This window comes from Neobacillus massiliamazoniensis (genome assembly GCF_001048695.1).
Classification (GTDB): domain Bacteria; phylum Bacillota; class Bacilli; order Bacillales; family Cytobacillaceae; genus Neobacillus; species Neobacillus massiliamazoniensis.
The window spans coordinates 1,451,199-1,470,485 of record NZ_CVRB01000001.1 but is presented as its reverse complement, the minus strand read 5'-3'; the positions used below and the strand labels follow the sequence as shown (position 1 = coordinate 1,470,485).

At 38.9% G+C, this 19,287-nt stretch carries 12 protein-coding genes and 1 pseudogene; 3 read left to right on the top strand and 10 right to left on the bottom strand.

Annotation, left to right across the window (positions count from 1 at the left end; translation table 11 throughout):
* Positions 1–18: 18 nt before the first annotated feature.
* Positions 19–1,059 (bottom strand): glucose-1-phosphate thymidylyltransferase, encoded by a 1,041-nt coding sequence (locus BN1082_RS06900; protein WP_090632662.1) that lies wholly within the window; start codon positions 1,057–1,059, stop codon positions 19–21.
* A 20-nt stretch (positions 1,060–1,079) separates the two neighbouring features.
* A complete protein-coding gene (locus tag BN1082_RS06895; RefSeq protein ID WP_090632660.1) occupies positions 1,080–2,387 on the bottom strand; it encodes a UDP-glucose dehydrogenase family protein in 1,308 nt (435 codons plus the stop codon).
* A 243-nt stretch (positions 2,388–2,630) separates the two neighbouring features.
* On the opposite strand from BN1082_RS06895, the gene BN1082_RS06890 reads away from it, so the two are divergent.
* The gene (locus tag BN1082_RS06890) at positions 2,631–3,719 is read left to right on the top strand and encodes a CotS family spore coat protein (protein WP_090632659.1); all 1,089 of its coding nucleotides are present in this window, start codon (positions 2,631–2,633) and stop codon (positions 3,717–3,719) included.
* Positions 3,720–3,724: 5 nt separating this feature from the next.
* Positions 3,725–4,859, top strand: a pseudogene (locus tag BN1082_RS28130) (glycosyltransferase family 4 protein); the annotation flags it as partial.
* A gap of 910 nt (positions 4,860–5,769) precedes the next feature.
* On the opposite strand, the gene BN1082_RS06880 reads toward BN1082_RS28130, so the two are convergent.
* The 4 genes from BN1082_RS06880 to bcaP form a co-directional block, all read right to left on the bottom strand.
* On the bottom strand, positions 5,770–6,729 hold the full coding sequence (locus BN1082_RS06880) for an aromatic acid exporter family protein (protein WP_090632655.1): 960 nt from the start codon (positions 6,727–6,729) through the stop codon (positions 5,770–5,772).
* A 227-nt stretch (positions 6,730–6,956) separates the two neighbouring features.
* A complete protein-coding gene (locus tag BN1082_RS06875) occupies positions 6,957–7,325 on the bottom strand; it encodes a hypothetical protein (RefSeq protein ID WP_090632654.1) in 369 nt (122 codons plus the stop codon).
* Between the two features lie 253 nt (positions 7,326–7,578).
* Positions 7,579–10,866: a phosphodiester glycosidase family protein gene (locus BN1082_RS06870; RefSeq protein ID WP_090632652.1), complete on the bottom strand. Its 3,288-nt coding sequence runs from the start codon at positions 10,864–10,866 to the stop codon at positions 7,579–7,581.
* A gap of 585 nt (positions 10,867–11,451) precedes the next feature.
* The gene (gene bcaP, locus BN1082_RS06865; protein WP_090632648.1) at positions 11,452–12,852 is read right to left on the bottom strand and encodes a branched-chain amino acid transporter BcaP; all 1,401 of its coding nucleotides are present in this window, start codon (positions 12,850–12,852) and stop codon (positions 11,452–11,454) included.
* 381 nt (positions 12,853–13,233) lie between these two features.
* Between bcaP and BN1082_RS06860 the strand changes: the two genes are divergently transcribed.
* The gene (locus BN1082_RS06860; RefSeq protein ID WP_090632644.1) at positions 13,234–13,875 is read left to right on the top strand and encodes a TVP38/TMEM64 family protein; all 642 of its coding nucleotides are present in this window, start codon (positions 13,234–13,236) and stop codon (positions 13,873–13,875) included.
* Between the two features lie 350 nt (positions 13,876–14,225).
* Here BN1082_RS06860 and poxB read toward each other — a convergent pair whose 3' ends face one another.
* The 4 genes from poxB to BN1082_RS06840 form a co-directional block, all read right to left on the bottom strand.
* Positions 14,226–15,950 carry a ubiquinone-dependent pyruvate dehydrogenase gene (poxB, locus tag BN1082_RS06855; protein ID WP_090632641.1) on the bottom strand — a complete coding sequence of 575 codons (1,725 nt, stop codon included), beginning with the start codon at positions 15,948–15,950 and terminating at the stop codon, positions 14,226–14,228.
* Positions 15,951–16,107: 157 nt separating this feature from the next.
* Positions 16,108–16,821, bottom strand: coding sequence for a LutC/YkgG family protein (locus tag BN1082_RS06850; protein WP_090632638.1), 714 nt, complete (start codon positions 16,819–16,821; stop codon positions 16,108–16,110).
* A complete protein-coding gene (locus BN1082_RS06845; RefSeq protein ID WP_090632634.1) occupies positions 16,808–18,250 on the bottom strand; it encodes a LutB/LldF family L-lactate oxidation iron-sulfur protein in 1,443 nt (480 codons plus the stop codon). Before BN1082_RS06845 ends, BN1082_RS06850 begins: the two co-directional genes overlap by 14 nt.
* A complete protein-coding gene (locus BN1082_RS06840; RefSeq protein WP_090632630.1) occupies positions 18,235–18,987 on the bottom strand; it encodes a (Fe-S)-binding protein in 753 nt (250 codons plus the stop codon). Before BN1082_RS06840 ends, BN1082_RS06845 begins: the two co-directional genes overlap by 16 nt.
* Positions 18,988–19,287: the final 300 nt, after the last annotated feature.

Here is a 19,287-nt window from a genome sequence, read left to right as displayed (position 1 = left end):
TAAACCTCCTTTTCTAGATTATTTTCCTTCCTCATTTAGCTTTGAAAAATCTAAGATTTGTGAATAATCTCCTAAAATAAACTGTAGATTTTTCATGTCATCAGCGATATCTTTTAGTGTCGTATGCTGACCAAAAATGCAGTTTGTAAGAGGAGGAGCTACATTAATAATTTTGGAATTTTTAAGAAAAATACTATTTTCAACCGTACAATCCATTAGGATAGAACCATCTTGTATGGAAATAAAGGGCCCAATTTTTGCATTTTTAATCGTACAGTTATTTCCAATAATAACAGGTCCTTTAATAAGGCAATTATCTAGTGTTGTGTTACTACCAACCTGTATCTTTTCTCCTAGCAGATTTGTAAGCACCCACTTGTTGGCAGCCAGCAATCTTTCAATGGTACCTACATCTGAAAATGGTTCTTCTGTAATCGTATAAGAAATTGGATAGTTTTGATTGATCATCCACTGAATAGCATCCGTTATTTCATATTCCCCTCTTTTTGATGGATTAATATTACGGATCGCTTCAAAAATATAACTATCAAACATATACATTCCGATTACAGCAAGATTACTCTTTGGAAGTTTAGGTTTTTCTACAATATTCTTTACTTGGTGATCTTGAATTTCAGCAATCCCATAATCACTTCCATTGCTTACTTTTGTAAGAAGAATAGCACCTTTATTTCCTTTAAAGGCTTGGATTAAAGTGTCTATGGGCTCAAAAATTATATTATCTCCCAACATTAATAAAAACGAATCATCCCCAACGAATGTTTGTGCCTGATAAAGGGCATGGGCAATACCTAATTGCTCCATTTGATAAATAAAATGAATCTTACATTCATTATTGAAAACGGAAAGAAAGTCAATAATCTCCTTTTGTCCAGGATTCATGACTATACCAATTTCATTGATTCCTGCATTTATCATTTTCATTATGTTATGATGCAGTATTGGTTTATTCGCAACAGGTATAAGGGTTTTCGGAATGGTTGAGGAAAATGGCTGTATTCGAGTCCCTTTACCAGCACAAAGTATGACTCCTTTCATTAAAAATTCTCCCTTCTAAATTAACTGTCTTGCCTGCCCACTCCAACATAATGGTAGCCAAATTCCTTCATAGTAGAGGCATCGAGGGCATTTCTACCATCAAATACAAAGGGGGATGAAACAATATTGATTGCATTTTTCCAATCGATATCCATGATTTCCTTCCATTCAGTGACAATTATGACAGCATCTGCTCCTTTTATGGCTTCTAGGGGTGTGGATGTATAGCAAAGATCAGGATAAATCTTTTTAACATGTTCTGTCCCTTTTGGATCGTAAGCTGTGATAAAGGCTTTATTTTGGATTAAATAATCGATAATTTTTAGAGAGGGAGCTTCTCTAATATCGTCCGTTTGTGGTTTAAATGTTAAGCCTAGAATGGCTATACGCTTTTCTGAAAGGTTTCTTAACGCCTTCTTTACCTTTTCCATAAACCATTCTGCTTGGGTTTCGTTTATTTTTGAGGCAGCTTGTACAATTTGCAAGGGGGTGTTTTCTTTCGAAGCCAATGCTAGTAAAGCACTTACATCCTTTGGAAAGCATGATCCACCATAACCTATGCCTGCCTGAAGGAATTGAGGACCAATCCTGCTATCCATTCCTATTCCTTTTGCTACTGCAGTTACATCTGCCCCTATTTTTTCACAAAATCTTGACAGTTCATTCATAAATGAAATTTTAGTGGCTAAAAATGCATTTGACGCATATTTAATCATTTCGGCATCTATAACAGTTGTAAATAATACTTGGGTGTTTATGTCTTTATACAATTCCTTCATGGACTGCTGTGCCCTTTCTGTTTCACAGCCAATGACAATTCTTTCAGGAAACAATGCGTCATGTAAAGCTTTTCCCTCTCTCAGGAATTCTGGGTTCGAAATTAGGTCGAAAGTAATTCCTAGTTTTCGTTTATTTAGTTCATTCTCTATCATTTTTTTTATTTTGGCACCTGTGCCAACTGGAACAGTACTTTTGATCACAATTACTTTGTATTCATTCATGAATCTACCAATTTTTCTTGCCACTTCTTCCACGAACGACAAATCCGCTAAACCATCAGGTAATGAAGGCGTTCCCACAGTAATGAAAAGAATAGAGCATTTATCTATACAATCATTTAAATTATTTGTGAAAGAAAGTTTCCTCTTAAAAACAAGATTTTTTAACACTTCCTCCATGCCGTCTTCATAAAATGGAAGTATAGACCGGTTTAGCTTTTCAACTTTTTCATGATCATGATCGATCGCGAATACGGTATGTCCATTCATTGCTAATGCTACACTTGTTGTTGTTCCTACATAGCCTGTCCCAATTACAGCTATGTTCATGATTTAACCTCATTTCTATTTTTTCTTTAATCTCCGATTTCTGTAGTTTATGGCAGAAAACCCGCATGCGAAACTGTTAAAAACCTATTCAAAGCACATTTTTATACTTATGACGTATTTCTTTTTCAAACTTCATCCGCTTTGCCCCTCACCTTACTTGTCCAATTTCATATCATAAATAAAAGAGAGACATTCCAGCTGGAAATTGTCTCTGTTTCACAGCTTCAAAGGAGGTTTAAACAGTTGAAGAAAATAGTAATTGAGCCATGGGAAAAACTTGAAGATCGTGATGGTTTTATTATTCCTGACTATATTGAAGCACTAGCACAAGAGGTTCTAAAAAATTATGATCTTCACGTTAAGAGTTTTCAAGCGGTTGCAACGAAGCCAGAACAAGGAGGAGCTATATGGAAAATTGAAACGAATTTAGGCCCAAAAAGTTTAAAACTTTTACACCGCAGGCCGACAAGAAGTTTGTTCAGCCTTGGGGCTCAAAGATACTTGGATGAGGTTAAGCTTGCTAGAGTACCCTCCATTTTTCAAACAAAAAATGGACAAGATTACATTGAAGCAGGCGGAAAATTATGGTTCATTGCAAAATGGATTGAACCATTGGAACCGGTATCAAAAGATTTGGAAGGAACAAAAAAACTATGCTACGCACTCGGTGAATTTCATCGTTTAACTAAGGGGTATGTTCCTCCAAATAAAGCTGAAATTGCTTCAAGATTATCCAAATGGCCAAAAAAGTATGGAAAAATGATCACTAAAATAGATTGGTTTCGACACATTGCTGAAGCATATAACGATATGCCTGCAAGCCCATATATATTGGATGTGGTTGATACATTTCAAGATCAAGCTAGACAAAGTCTACTCAGACTTGAACAATCGAATTATTTAGATTTAATAAAAAAAGGAAATGAATATTGGGGATTGGCACATCAGGATTATGGCTGGTCCAATTGTCAAATGGGGCCTGGCGGAATGTGGTTCATTGACCTAGATGGAGTCGCATATGACCTAGCAATTCGTGATTTAAGAAAGCTGATTTCTGGGAAAATGCTAGATTTATATAAATGGGATGTCACATGGGTACGGGAAATGATTAAGGCGTATGATAAAGCAAATCCGATAACTCCAGAACTATATGAGATTTTAATGATTGATTTGTCACTGCCAAATGAATTTTACAGACAAATGAATGAAGTCATCTATCAACCTGATTTATTACTAAATGAAGAAACAGCTCAATTAATTAAAACGATTGTCGACATAGATCAATCAAAATGGAATACGTTAAAAGAAATTCAAAGCGATTGGAGGAAGTAAGGCATATGAAGATTTTAATGATTTGTACTGAAAAACTTCCTGTTCCTCCCGTTTTAGGTGGAGCCATACAAACCTATATTTTTGGCCTCCTCCCCATTTTAGGTAAATACCACGAAATAACTGTCTTAGGAGTAAGTGATCCATTACTTCCAGACAAAGAGACGAAAGATGGCATTCAGTATGTTCGTGTACCAGGAAAAGTATTTGAAGTATATCGTGAAGAGGTCATTCATTATGTTGAATCACATTCATTTGATCTGATACACATATATAATCGCCCGCGTCTCGTTATGCCTATTCGAAGTGCAGCACCAAAATCAAAGATTATATTAAGCATGCACAATGATATGTTCAATTTAGATAAAATTGATCCAAATGAAGCGAATGCCGTCATTAAAGAGGTTTCAGCTATTGTAACAGTAAGTAATTATGTTGGAAATGTAATTCGTAAACTCTATCCTGAAGCATCACCGAAGATCCGTACGATCTATTCTGGAGTTGATACTGATAGATTTTTACCTGGAAAATTTCCCGAAATGCAAAAAATAAGGAATGAGATTCGCCAAAAACACGGATTAGAGGACAAAACAGTCATGTTATTTGCAGGGAGGCTTTCGGATAACAAAGGAGTGGATAGGTTAGTCAGGGCTTTACCACAGCTTTCTAAAAAATTTAAGAATTTAGCTTTAGTAATTGTTGGTAGTAAATGGTTTAGTCAAAATGATATTACTGCTTATATAGCCTATGTAAAAGCATTAGCGAAACGGCAGCCCGTTCCGGTTGTGGCAACAGGTTTCGTACCACCAGATGAAATACAAAATTGGTTTGCTGCAGCAGATTTATTTGTTTGTACCTCTATTTGGCAAGAACCATTAGCACGAGTTCATTATGAAGCAATGGCAGCGGGCCTTCCCATCGTTACGACTGAAAGGGGAGGAAATCCGGAAGTAATTTCCTCAGGAGAGAACGGTCTAATCGTTGAAAATCCAGAGGACCCAAGTTGTTTTGCAGATAAGATAACGGAAATACTATCGGACAAATCTTTAATGAGAAAAATGGGGAAAAAGGGAAGAGAGCTAGCAGTCTATAATTTTAAGTGGGACAGAGTGGCTAAAGAGATATTGGAAGTTTGGGAGCATTCTATGCAAATGTTACCTGACAATGTTTCTCAAGAAACTTATAAGGAAATAAAAGACGAAAAAGGAAATGGTAAGAAGAAATCAGGAAACAAAGAAGGCCGAGATTCAAGTTCATATCGCAGACATCGTGATTCTAGAGACAATCGAAGACATCGCGATTCTTGGGACTATCGCAGACATCGTGATTCCAGGGACGATCGCAGACATCGCCATTCCAGGGACGATCGCAGACATCGCCATTCCAGGGACGATCGTAGACATCCGGATACTCGGGACTATCGCAGTCATCGCCATTCCAGGGACGATCGTAGACATCCGGATACTCGGGACTATCACAGTCATCGCCATTCCAGGGACGATCGTAGACATCCGGATACTCGGGACTATCACAGTCATCGCCATTCCAGGGACGATCGTAGACATCCGGATACTCGGGACTATCGCAGTCATCGCCATTCCAGGGACGATCGTAGACATCCGGATACTCGGGACTATCGCAGTCATCGCTATTCCAGGGACGATCGTAGACATCCGGATACTCGGGACTATCGCAGACATCGCTATTCCAGGGACGATCGTAGACATCCGGATACTCGGGACTATCGCAGACATCGCTATTCCAGGGACGATCGTAGACATCTGGATACTCGGGACTATTGCAGATATCGCAGACATCGTGATTCCTGGAAAAGAAACCGATAATGATAATTAGAAGATACAAAAGAAGAAAACAAGTAAAGGCAGTATTCATGACCTTTACTTGTTTTTTCTTGCTGCTTACAGGGCATATAAGCTTCATTTTTACCTCTTAGGTATCATGATTTGATGCTTCAAATAATTTAACAACACAGATTCATTTTAAAGCCAAATAGGTATTCATTCCTAATTGCACGTACCGTGCAAGCTCAGGCTTAAACATTAATCTGTTTTTCGTCGTAATAATTCATTTTTGTTTCTAAATAATACTCGATCTCGTTCATTAAATGAAAAACCAATGCCCTTGTTTCGAATTCCGTTCGGAATTTCGGCAATTCCATCTCCTTCATTTTTTGGTGTTCAATTTCTAATCTTTGAAGATGCCTGTAGGCGGTGTTTTCGCTTTTCACATCGGTGCTGATTTCGTACAGGAATTGAGCGAAGACGTGGCGCTGGACGACATCTTCATTCAGCGAGGATACGATAGGAAGCATCCGTTTTAAAATGACAAATTGTTTTTCCCGCATATCGAAATAATAATAATACCCCTTTTTATCGGTGCCTAATCGGTTTTCCTCGTATTGAATGGCTAGCATTTTCCCCTTATTGAGGTCTTCTTCCAATTCCAATAGTTCTTTCCCGTCCCATCCTTGATCGCCTTTTTCCAAGTAGGCTCCATATTCAAACAATATTTTTTTGAATTTTTCTTCTATGGCCGTTTTGGCTTCCTTAAGGTTTTTTTCTACATTTGGCATATAACTGTTCAACAGGATTGCCACCCCTACGCCGATCATGACGATTAGAAGTTCATTTAAGGCGATAGGAAGAGTGAACTTCTCCAGCGTGAAGATGTGAAGGACGATCACCACGCTGTTCACGAACCCTTTTTGCAAACGGAGCCGAACCAGCAAGGGAATGAACAGCAATATGAATAACGAAAATACAAGGGGATTGTATCCCAGCGTTTGAAACACCAAACCACTCAATACCAAAGAAAGCGTACAGGCGGCAAATCGTTCCAGAGAAGACTGGATGGACTGTTTTTTCGTCTTTTCGATGCAAAGGATACAGATAATGGAGGCGAAACTGGCAAACTGAAGATGAAACAATTGGGCAATCCAGATGGAAACTCCTGCACCCAATGCTGTTTTGACTGTCCTTAAACCAATTTTCATATGTACACCCCAGTAATTTCTATTTCTGTTAGTTTACCACGATTGTCTTTGATTTTTCGGTTATTTGTTTGTAAAATTTTTGGCACCGTTTTCTTTGGGGATCTTTAAACGACTTACGTTTTTATATTTTAGTTCCCCATCAATAATAATCTGATTAACATCTAAATAATGTGGTACTATTTCAATCATAATGGTATTTAGGAAAGTTACTCGTCTAAATCAAATTATTAATCTTTAATCGTATTTTTATATCTATTAGCTAACTTCAATGCGAGGAACTGTGGAATCAAATTTAAAATACTTACCACTATTAATAACATAAAAGGTGGAAATGGTTTAAAATAAAAATCCCAATTTCCGATACCTGTCATCTTGCTGATAAAATAAAATGAAATTATTCCAGATATTATATTACCGATTATTAGTGGTATTAGGTTGCTAAAGAGATTGCTGAAGAAAGCAAGAAGTGATGTCATTACAATCATTATTAAATAGCCGAGCATTGAACCGTTCGCAAAATCTTGGTACATAGAAAAATAGACAAATGGAAAACAGTATAAAAAGACAATTAGGATACCAATCAATACTTTCCTCATATTTCAACCTCGTTTTTATATTTTCCAAGCCAAAACACAGAGTGTAAATTTACACTAATCATACCACTAATTCTCTTTTTTATACAAATATTTTCCATTATCGTTAAACTAACCCGATTCATTAAAAAAAAAGTCAAACGGTCAGTGGGCAAATAACTTATTTTACTTCTTCCAACCCATGAAAAAAGAGTGACAGGCACCAACTTTTTTTAGCTGGTGCCTGTCACTCTTTATATTTTTTTACTCTTCTACTTTACTTTTTATCTAAAGTGGTGAACTCTTGTGGACTTGACCAGTTCTCGCCATCACCAACACGATAAACATAGGTTGTATCATGTTTTAAATCCGTTAATGTCACATGATTAACTCGAACGATTCCGTTTTTTGTAATATCCGGATCACTAGAGAATACCTGGTTGCTTGAAGAACCATTGACTGTTCTAAATGCACGCTCACCTTTCTTATCATAATCCTTTTGTCTAGCAAATTGAATGACTGTATTGTCTTTTGCTAAAGGACTCGACTCCCATGTAAAGCTCATTTCTTGAGGATTACTTGTTGGTGTTGAAATGATATTTTTTATTTCAGTCAGACCTAACAGGGATGGATAGGTTTGTGTATTCATTGGAAAAGAGTACTTTCCATCTTTTACTGCATATAAAGCGACTCTCTTTACCTCATTAGTGATTGAATCAACACGGAGAGTACCATTGCTGTCCGTTTTCCCTAGTAATATAGGGTTCGTGCTGCCTTCGATGTTCGCATAGACTTCGGCATCACTGATGAATTCGTTGTTACTATTTTTAACAGTAATAACTGCTGGCTTCCCAATTAATATCGGCTCTGCCGTTACATTAAAAGCACCTTTCACATCTACATTGGCTGGTAACATCGAATACGTTGTGACAAAGCTATTATCCTGTGGTGCATGATAGCTTAAGTTTGCTTCATCGATGCCGTAGGTTAATTTACTGCCTTCATTTGTAAATGGCGGTATTTTAATGTGAATGGTTGCAGCGTCTGCAGTAGCAGCTGTTTCACCACTATTCACAAGATTCAATGTAAGGCTTCCTGTTTCAGCATCATAACTATAGGTACTTCCGTTAAAACCATTTGCAAACTGAACGCTTTCAACTGGAAAGTTTTTATCTATTTTCATTTTAATGTTAGAACCTGAGATTTCTGCAGGGTTCGTTGCTTTAACTGCCAGATCAAAAACATCTCCTAAAATGGCCTGGTCTTGTTTTTTATCTATGTCAATCTTTGGAGAACCAGCATTAACCGTAAAATAGACGGTTTTAATCGCTGTGTTTCCAGCTTTATCAGGGACCATCAGAGTTACCTTATGTGCTCCGTCTGTCCATTTTAATCCGCTTAATGAGATAGATCCATCCATATCATAGGAAAAATGGCCCTTAGATTTAGAATAATCATAATCTTTGCCATCTATGAAAATCCCAATGTTATTCCAATCAATTCCTGTTTTAAAAGGTTCGTCATATTCATGCACCTTTGCCGTTACATTGACAGAATTCGTGGTGAAATCTTTCCCGTCGACGTTAATGGAATCAATGACCGGCGGATTTAAATCATCCATTTTATCACCGTAAACGGCTCTGATGTTATCAAAATAGATGGACCCCTTCGTCATCGGGCCTGTGATTCCTGATTTTGTGGAAAGAAGCCTAATCGCTTGTGTCCCTGAAAGTTTGAAAGGACCTGTTAAGGAGGCTGGTATGTCTGCTTCGATGTATTTCCAACCAGTCCAATCAATCCCTGGTTGTTCCTGAGTAAGATTGATCGTCTGCGTTTTGCCGTTTCCATCCACAAGGTTCATTCTCAGCCAGTAGCCTTGAGCTTCTGGAGTTCCGTAAACCCACATGCCTATACTTTGGGGGTTTCCAGCAATCTCTGTGTCTGTACCAGGTCCTGCAAACACTCCTAGTGTGGCTGCTTTTTGGGCATTCGTAAAATCAAAATCCATTTTTAATGACTGTCTGCCAAATCTTACGGGTTCTGGGTATTTAGCTAAACTAATAGTACCTTTTTCACCGCGGTTTGCCGTTGTCGTATTCCAGCCACCAATATCTCCTTCAAAATCAGATAAGACTATAGGAAGCTGGCCAACAGTTACCTTAGTTTGTGCAGTAAGACTTGATCCCTTCAGGTGAGCCGTAATGGTCCCTGACACACTTTGATTACCTGTGTGCAGCACTCCAGATCCATCGATTGTTCCCATTCCGTCAGGAACGTCGTACGTAATATCCTGTGCATTCCACTTTACATTTCTTTGTTGAAAAGTTGTTGTTAATCCTAAGTTGATTTCACTGTTTCTAGCTCCATTCAATTCAGCTGAATTGAACGACATTTCATCAGGCTCCGCAATTTCAATAATACTTTTTCCAACCTCGTTACCTTGATATTTTAAAATGACATTGAATTGCCCTGTTTTTCCATTTGAAATAAATTTTCCATTCTCATCGATCGTACCGAATGAGGGGTCAGACAATTCCCATGTCAAACCAGAGGCTGGCAAAGCAGCTGAAGCCATGGATTTGTCTTGTCCTTTGGCACTGAATTGTATGGTAGTGCCAGGGGTAAAGGATTGGTCATATGGCTCAATATGAGCTGAATTAAAATTATGATCGGATGGCTCTTTCGAAACAACTAGCCAAGAGTTCGCTACAGGTCTCTCCATATGATCTGAAGGAGAATTGTCGACCTGAAGATTATCGCCGCCCAGTTCACGAGTCATGAAAGTAGAGGAACCTCCGCCGTCGAGGTTTAGCGCAGTTACCGCTCCTAAATCTTTCATTAATTGTGCCAAATCCGGCATGGAGATACCAGCTGAATAAGGCTCTTGTCTTCCGTCAATAACTACAAAAAACACATTGCCGTCAGCTTTAATCCCAACGGCTGTCCGAGGCTCTTTATCTGCTCCCGTTTGGGGAGTTTGATAGATTTGTCCATTTTTTACGAGGATAGCATTTCCTCCAAGCCCCTCTTGTAATTGATCCTTCATTCCAGCATAATCAGTTGAGTCACCAATAACGGCTTCTCCAGATTTCTTAATTCCAAAGAAATTCCATGGTTGTCCAGTCGTGGCTTTCACAGCTTGACCATTTTTGTAAACAATCCCAACGGGCTCACCTGTGGCCATATTAAAAAAATCTGCGTTTACAGCTGCCACGACTTGATGATTGGTGCTATTAGCAGCTTGAGCTTGTTGTCTAACAGGTTGAAGACCATAAGCTGTTCCATTATTAGGTGTACCTGCTTCGATGGATACGTTTGGATTATGTACGTCCACATCTACTACAAAACTCTCAATCTTTTTTCCGTCTTTCCCATCAAAGCTATATTGCTCTTTCTTTACACCAGGAGCAAGATCTGCTTGATACTCGTTAATAGGTGTTTGTACTACAGTAGAGCTCAAATCGAAGTTGCCTAGGGCCTTTGCAAGACTTGGTGAAATTATACTACTTGCCAAAGCAAAACAAAGGACAATAGGTAATAACCTATTTTTCCAAGTTCTCCTCATGTTGTACCTCCTAATAATAGTAATATCGTCTAATTGCGACAAAAATCTTTCACAAATCGACGACTATTTCATATTATTCTCTCGATATTAATCTACGATTAACTTAATGTAAAAAATATGTGGAATAAAAGTTTTCGCTTTCAATCCATAGATTATAAGGTTAAGAGCATAAGAGAAATACTATTTTCTCGGCAATTTTTTATTATTTGGCTGTGCTAAACTTGCCTGTTGATTTGCGCTCAAGAAGCGAGCATCCGCGGGCGTTCCGGGGAGCCTCCTCGGCGCTTAAGCGCCTGTGGGGTCTCCCCTGCCCCGTACTCCCGCAGGACGTTGAATCAGCATCTTTGAATCTACACCGCACGAAGGAAATGCGATAGCATTTTCGAGGATCTCGCGCCTTCCGCTCCAATCAACATAGTTTCAAAAATCAACAATGACCTTTAACACAGCCTATTATTTAGATATTTATGTCACGAATACCATAGTTTTTTTGACTAAAAAAAGATTGCCACACACTTATCCCAGCTTGGCTAAGTGTGTGGCAATCTTATCTTTTAATTTATCTTTGCACCATAACCCGGTGCTTTACTGGATATTCTTGTTAGATAGAAGACTATGCTTATACCCGTAACTCGTGTATAGGACGAGACCGATGACAAACCATATCGCAAAACCAAGCCATGTCAAAGATGAAAGACTAAATATTAAGTAGCCGCAAGATAAAATCGATAAAAGAGGCAATACCGGTGAGAACGGTACTTTAAACGAGCGCTTTAAGTCAGGTTGTGTTTTGCGTAGTACGATGACACCCATTGATACGACGATAAAAGCAAATAGAGTGCCGATATTGGTCAAATCAGCTAAATGATTAATAGGAACTAGACCTGAAAAGATTGAAACCATTAAAGCGGTTAACCAGATGCTTTTCGTAGGCGTTTTTGTTTTCGGATTCACTTTAGATAACCCCTTTGGAAGCAAACCGTCACGGCTAATGGCGAAGAAAAGTCTAGTTTGTCCATACATCATCACTAATAATACCGTTGTAATCCCGATAATGGCACCGAGAGAAATAAAACCGGCAATCCAATCTTGGTGTACGTATTGAAGTGCAAAGGCAACCGGATTTTTCACATCTAATTTTGTATATGGCACCATACCGGTAAGAATAGCGGATACACTAACGTATAGGGTTACACAAATGAGTAAGGATGTGATAATTCCAATGGGCATGTTGCGCTGAGGATTTTTTACCTCTTCTGCAGCTGAAGAAACAGCGTCAAACCCAATATAAGCCAGAAATGCGGTAGCGGCTCCGCTCACAACACCCGAAAAACCAAATGGCATAAACGGAGTCCAGTTTGCCGGCTTCACATAGCGTACACCTACAATAATAAATAAAAGTACAACAGCAATCTTCAGTAACACCATAACATTATTCAAACGCGTCGATTCCTTTACACCTCGAGTTAAGATGAAGGTAATAATCAAGACGATTACAATAGCCATAACATCGACATACGTTCCCTGTGCGGGATTATAAGCGTTGCTGATAGCAGTCGGTAAATGAATACCAAACCCTGTAAGCAACCCTTGGAAATACCCGGACCATCCGCTAGCGACTACTGAACTGGCAAGTCCGTATTCAAGGATCAGGTCCCATCCAAGAATCCAAGCGATTAGTTCACCAAATACAGCATAACCGTAAGTATAGGCACTTCCTGATACAGGTACAGCAGAAGCCAATTCAGCATAGCATAGGGCAGCAAAGACACATGCTAAACCGGACAAGATAAAGGAAAGAATAATAGCCGGTCCTGAATGTTGTGCAGCAACTACACCAGTCAGGACGAAAATCCCGGTCCCTATAATGGCTCCGACTCCCAACATCGTTAAATCAAAGGCACCAAGTGCTTTTTTCAGACTTGTTTCTTTTTTTTCTGCATAAGCGAGTAAACTACCAATAGATTTTTTGCGAAAAAGATTCATTATTCATTTCTCCTTGATGTAATTCATTTCGAATAAAAGAAATATATAGTTTTTTCTTTGTTTAATAAATATACATAAAATTCAGAAAAATAAAGGCGTTCAACTTCTAGATTTTCTCCCCCTTAATAAATGTTGATTTCTCTTGTTGTTATTCTAGTATAAAATATTCAAAATATTTTTTCATTATCAAAAATGAAAAAATATGCGGTGCCCTTTTGTATTATTCCACAAAAGGATAATGTTTTCATCAAAAAAATCAGAAATTTTGCAGTCTTTTTTTATTTTAATTAAACTTAAGAATCCTTAAGAATTTTACAGAGTGTTTCTTAATTCTCATTTCATATGATGTATGTATGGAAAGCAAAAAGGAGAGTGGAAAAATTGAAAAAGAAAATTGTCATTGTCGCTATTTGGATACTATCTATTTATATATTAAATCAAAATCATATACTTTCACTTGATATGGATGCGTTAAAGCAATTTATAGCTGGAAATACAAAATATGCAATGTTATTATTTGTTGCTTTATGGGTTGTTAGGTTGCCAATCTTTATACCAGGCGTAACTCTTATGATTTTAGGAGGAATATTTTTTAATCCAATCACAGGTTTTTTATTATCAATGATTGGCATGGTATTGAGCGAAACTTTGGTTTATGTTTTTTCAAAAATTTTTTCTAGCGGAAAAATTAATCAATATTTGGAGAGTAAATACCCAGAGGTAAAATCTTTATTGGAAATTTACAATTATAAGTTTTTAGCACTGGGGATTATTTGTCCAATAGCCCCAACAGATGCAATTTGTGTTTTATCAGCAGCAGTAGGATTAAAATATACCACCTATATTTTAACTATTATCATCTCGAATATTCCTTTAATTCTGTTATATAGCTTGATCGGAATTAGCTTTAGTAAGTCTCTATTGAGTTTTGTCTTAGTGGTCATATCGTTTGTGTTAAGTTCTATTGTTTCCATAAAAATTTGGAACAGTCTTAAGCAAAAAGCAGAGCTGCAACGTTTTTAAAACGAATCGAACATACCATAAGCTTGTTACTTTTTGTTTCATTTGAAAACTTCGTTAAAGTAAGAGACTTTATTTTAAACATCGTATCATTTTTACAAACATCGAGACTTAAAGCTAAACTATTATCATTACTACTTTTAAGAGAATAGTTGATTTAATATAGTTGAACATTAAGTAGTAGAGCCCTTTTGAAAAAAGCGCAACTAATGAGTAACCCTCTCGCCATATGGTACGGAGGGTTACTTTTTTATTCCTATTGAATTTCCCTTAAAAAATATCTCCAAGAAAGTAATATGTTCCCATCCCCAACGGGAAAATAGGTGAAATGTCCACGAGTGGTGCCGGACACTTTAGCGGAATAAATTAGTTTTTGCCAGTTCAATTAGTTCACTCCCACGATTATTCAATACAGCTTTTAGCATCCAAATCGTAAATCCTTGTGCCTGTTCAAATGTTATTTTTGGTGGCAAGGATAATTCCTGACGATTTACCACGACATCCACTATTGCAGGTGCATCGCTTGTAAAGGCCTGCTTTATGACTCCTTCGAGATCTTCGGGATTTTCTACGCGGTAACCTTCTATTCCAATGGCTTTTGCTATGTTTGCGAAGTTTTGCCCAACTAGTTCCGTACCGGTCTCCAAATATCCGGCTGCTTTCATTTCTAATTCTACAAAGCTAAGTGCACTATTATTGAAAACAACAATCTTAACTGGTAATTTATGCTGAATAAGAGTGATGAGATCCCCCATTAACATTGACAGTCCACCATCACCAGCTAGGGCAATGACCTGTCTATTCGGTGTTGCTACTTTCGCACCGATTGCTTGAGGCAGAGCGTTCGCCATGGTTCCATGATTGAAGGAACCAATGAATCGTCTCTTCCCGTTCATTTGCAAATATCTAGCCCCCCATAAAGTGGGCGTGCCTACATCTGCTGTAAAAATGGCATCTTCATTTGCTAAATCACTTACTACTTTTGTAAGGTATTGCGGATGAATTGGTTTCCGGCCAGGTTTCCCAATAGCAAGATCATCTAAATCCTTACGCACCTCTGCATAATCTGAAACACATTTGTTCAAATGTTTTGAATCATGCGACTCCGTCAGTAATGGCATTAGTGATTCAATGGTATTCTTCACATCACCACATAGCCCGTATGTTAGTGGGGTTCTACGACCGAGATGATCCTTTTGAATGTCAACCTGCAAAACAACAGCTTTTTCTGGGTAAAATTGCCTATAGGGAAAGTCAGTTCCTAGCATCAACAGTACATCGCAGTCCATCATGGCATGGTATCCAGAGGAATAGCCGATCAGTCCCGTCAACCCGACTAAGTATGGATTGTCAAACTCGAGATATTCCTTCCCTCTCAAAGCAATGACCATAGGTGACTGAAGTTTCTCGCAGAGTTCCATTAGCTGTTTATGTGCACCCGCACATCCAGAACCACAAAGTAGTGTAATACGTTTCCCCATATTCAGATAAGATGCTAATTGCTGTAACTCCTCGTCTGACGGATGAACAACTGGTGTCGTAACATGGTAAACATGTTCAGGTACTGGGGTGGAATCAGGGAGTCCAGCAACATCACCGGGTAAAACAACTACAGAAACTCCCTTATTTGAAACTGCATTCTGTATGGCCATTGTAACAGTTCGTGGCATTTGACCAGGAGTCATGATGACCTCGCAAAAATGACTACAATCCTTGAATAAGTGTTCAGGTCGAGTTTGTTGAAAATAATTACTGCCGATTTCACTGCTAGGGATATGTGCTGCGATCGCGAGGACAGGAACTCGATTACGCTGACAATCGTACAATCCATTAATTAAATGTAGATTGCCTGGACCACTACTGCCGGCACAAACGGCAATACTACCGGAAACTTCTGCATCGGAACCAGCAGCAAATGCTGCGACTTCCTCATGCCGAACATGAATCCATTCAATTTCCCCTGAACGTCTAATAGAGTCAATTAGAGCATTTAAAGAGTCTCCAACGATTCCATACACTCTTTTAACTCCTGCATTTAGTAATGCCTCCACCAACGAGTCTGCAATCGTTTTTCCCATGATAATCTCCTTTTATTAAAAATGTTTTGTTTTTATCAGTACCCTTATGAGCGATAAGACAGTAAACTTCCACACATGATTCACTAGGTCGATATCGGTAGGTGTTCGAATTTCATCTTTGACCATGAGGATCTTTCATTTTTTCGGATGTCACGATTCATTTATCTGAAACAACGATATATGTTGCTCTAACGGGCCCATGCACACCGACAATGAGATTCATCTCAATATCCGCACTATTACTGGGGCCTGATATTAAATTAATACACGAAGGGAGTGACTTCCCTTCCTTCACCCTCATATGGATTTGCTGCATTGCCTGAGTCATGCGTGGAACAAAGGAACTTTTCGGTATGATGGCGATGTAGGTTCTCGGCAGCAAACTGACAGATCTCCCTTTTCCACCACTGTCATTCAATAGAACAACGGTTCCGGATTCCGCCAAGGTAATATCACTAAAGGTGATTCCAACATCTGCGTTTGCTGCGAACTCGATATTTTCATCCCCTTTGTCCGCTTCCCATGTATGTACATGAAAATCTGATTCCGTTCGGTTTGTAAAAAAGCTATTCAAACCATATTCTTCGATTCTCGGATCTCCTGCAATCACAACCTTTTGGGCATTCAGTTCATCAAAACATTCCTGTAAAACGTGTGGAAGTTCTGCCAATGCTGTTTGTTTATAATGGGTATGGATGACATCGCATTGAGTTTCGAACATGTTTACAAGGTCGTCTATGGAAAAATTTTGATACAACTCTAACTGAGGAGCTGTTGTCCAGGTTGGACGATTAACTGGCTCCATTTTTTGCTCACGCCCAAGTTTTTCAGCGATTCTGCTTAGAAACTCTTCTCTGTTATAGATCGCCATCTGATCGTTCCTCCTGGTGACGCTGATACCATTTATGAAAAGTTTCCTTAGCTGGTGCAGGAAGATCTCGTATCTCCGTCCATGGTTTGATAGGGCCTGGTCCTTCATGAATCGTGTGATCTTGCTTACTTGTGAACGGGAATAATAACGTTGGTGCTAATTTTGAACCATATTGGAACATTTTTGGAGACTTCGCTGCAATCGTGAAGGCCGTCATCGCCATCTTTTCAGGGAGGGGGGCAAGGTTTTCATCCTCAACAATTTTTCTCCTATGTTTGATAAGCAATTCATGTAACGGGATTTTTACTGGGCAAGCCTCTGTGCAGGCCCCGCATAAACTCGAGGCATATGGGAGGTCCTTATACTCTTTATAACCTGCAAGCCACGGAGTTAACACGGCACCGATTGGGCCTGGATAAATGGATCCGTAAGCGTGTCCCCCTATGTGACGATAGATAGGGCAAACGTTAATACAGGAAGCACAGCGAATGCAGTGCAGTGTACTTTGAAATTCCGTGCCTAGCATGTTGGAGCGTCCATTATCGACAATGACTAAATGAAATTCCTCAGGTCCATCTCCTGTCGATCTTCCACCTGGCTCAGTAAATAATGTGATGTAGCTAGTCAGCTTTTGTCCTACAGCACTCCTGCACAACAGGCTAACAACAATATCAAGCTCCTCCCATGTTGGAACAATTCGTTCCATGCCCATAACAGTAATAAGTGTTTTGGGTAATGTGGTGGTTAGACGCTCATTTCCTTCATTCGCCACAATCGCGAAGGAGCCGGATTCAGCCACAGCAAAGTTACATCCAGTTATGCCTATGTCCGCCTCGAAGAATTTATTACGAAGTTGTTCACGTACAAATCCCGCCATTTCCTCCGGTTTTGATGTACCTTCATAACCGAGTTTTTCTTTAAATACTTGGCGAATCTTCTCTCTGTCCTTGTGCAAGCACGGTACAACGATGTGTGAAGGTTCATCGTGGTCATCCGTTTGCAGGATAAACTCTGCTAAATCTGTCTCCAAAACTTCACAACCAATTTCATTTAGCGCATTATTCAGGCTAATTTCTTCCGTTACCATTGATTTTGATTTAACGGCTTTGGTTGCCTTTTTTTGCTGCACAACCTTTTGGACATATTCACTGGCTTCTTTTGCTGTTTTTGCAAAATAGACGTGTCCGCCATTTTTCTCAATGTTTTCGCTCAATTGGTAAAGGTAATAATCTAAATTCTCCACCGTATGTTTTCGAATCTGTTCTCCTAACAGCCGCCAATCCTCCCAATGCCCCAATTCATCAGCCGCTCGGAGTTTCATGGAACGAAGCCGGTCTTGAGCGGACCTCACTGCTTTACGCATCCCCTCGTCTTTAATACCTTCTTCAACACGTGGAAAAAACGATTTTTCTCCTATTTTGATTCCCACGTTTTATCACTGCCTTCCCGATGGTTTAAAACTTCTGCGATATGCATGACTCGCATCTGGTTCCCTAACCGGGACATCCGTCCTTGAATGTTCATCAGGCAACTGCAATCTGCCCCAATTAATAAATTGGCACCGGTACCTTCAATGTGATGAACTTTCTCATCTACCATTTGCTCTGAAATGGGTACCATTTTCACGGAAAAAGTCCCCCCAAATCCGCAACAGTCATAACTATGCGGCAAGGGAACCATCTCCAATCCCTTTACATGACTTAGGAGTTTCGTTGGAGGTTCTTTAATGTTCAAGAGTCGGGTCATGTGGCACGACCTGTGCATCGTTGCCGTCCCGTACAACTCTGCCCCCACATCTTCCACGCCCAGGACATCGACAATAAATTGGGTAAGCTCATACGTCTTTTCCGCAAGTCGCTTGGCTTTTTCTCGCCATTCATCGTCTTCTGGTGCAGAAAATAAATTGTGATAGTCATGCACCATTAAGGTACAAGACCCAGAAGGGGCAACAACATAATCGGCGTCTTCAAAAACTTGAATCATATGCTTTGCAAGTTCTTTCGTATCTTTGTGATAACCACTATTAAAGGCAGGTTGTCCGCAACAGGTTTGAGCAGCAGGGAAATCTACTTCACAACCCAACCGCTTGAGAATTTCCAACATATCCTTTCCGACTTTCGGATACATGACATCTACAATACAAGTGATAAATATAGAAACTTTCACATTTCCACCGCTTTTCTATCCTTTTTACGTAATATTCCTCCCTGGTTCATCTTTATTCTTTTTTTAGCATCGGAACCAGAATTTGTCTCACTTAACTTTCGGATACAACAATAAAAGGGATAAAATTAATTTTATAGATTGGAGTTATTTAGGATAGGGGAAATTAATTTTAAAAATTTTGGAGAATCCATTTATTTAATAAAAATAAAGCTCGGAGTTAGTCATAAATACTTATCAGATGGGATTTGTTGCTAATCGGATAAAATAGAAAGAGGAGAAATTAGTCCATATATAAACTAA

Excerpts from the sequence above, each read along its gene's own strand:
- BN1082_RS06900 (WP_090632662.1), bottom strand. The coding sequence starts at position 1,059 with ATGAAAGGAGTCATACTTTGTGCTGGTAAAGGGACTCGAATACAGCCA.
- BN1082_RS06870 (WP_090632652.1), bottom strand. The coding sequence starts at position 10,866 with ATGAGGAGAACTTGGAAAAATAGGTTATTACCTATTGTCCTTTGTTTT.
- BN1082_RS06875 (WP_090632654.1), bottom strand. The coding sequence starts at position 7,325 with ATGAGGAAAGTATTGATTGGTATCCTAATTGTCTTTTTATACTGTTTT.
- BN1082_RS06895 (WP_090632660.1), bottom strand. The coding sequence starts at position 2,387 with ATGAACATAGCTGTAATTGGGACAGGCTATGTAGGAACAACAACAAGT.
- poxB (WP_090632641.1), bottom strand. The coding sequence starts at position 15,950 with ATGGGAAAAACGATTGCAGACTCGTTGGTGGAGGCATTACTAAATGCA.
- BN1082_RS06850 (WP_090632638.1), bottom strand. The coding sequence starts at position 16,821 with ATGGCGATCTATAACAGAGAAGAGTTTCTAAGCAGAATCGCTGAAAAA.
- BN1082_RS06880 (WP_090632655.1), bottom strand. The coding sequence starts at position 6,729 with ATGAAAATTGGTTTAAGGACAGTCAAAACAGCATTGGGTGCAGGAGTT.
- bcaP (WP_090632648.1), bottom strand. The coding sequence starts at position 12,852 with ATGAATCTTTTTCGCAAAAAATCTATTGGTAGTTTACTCGCTTATGCA.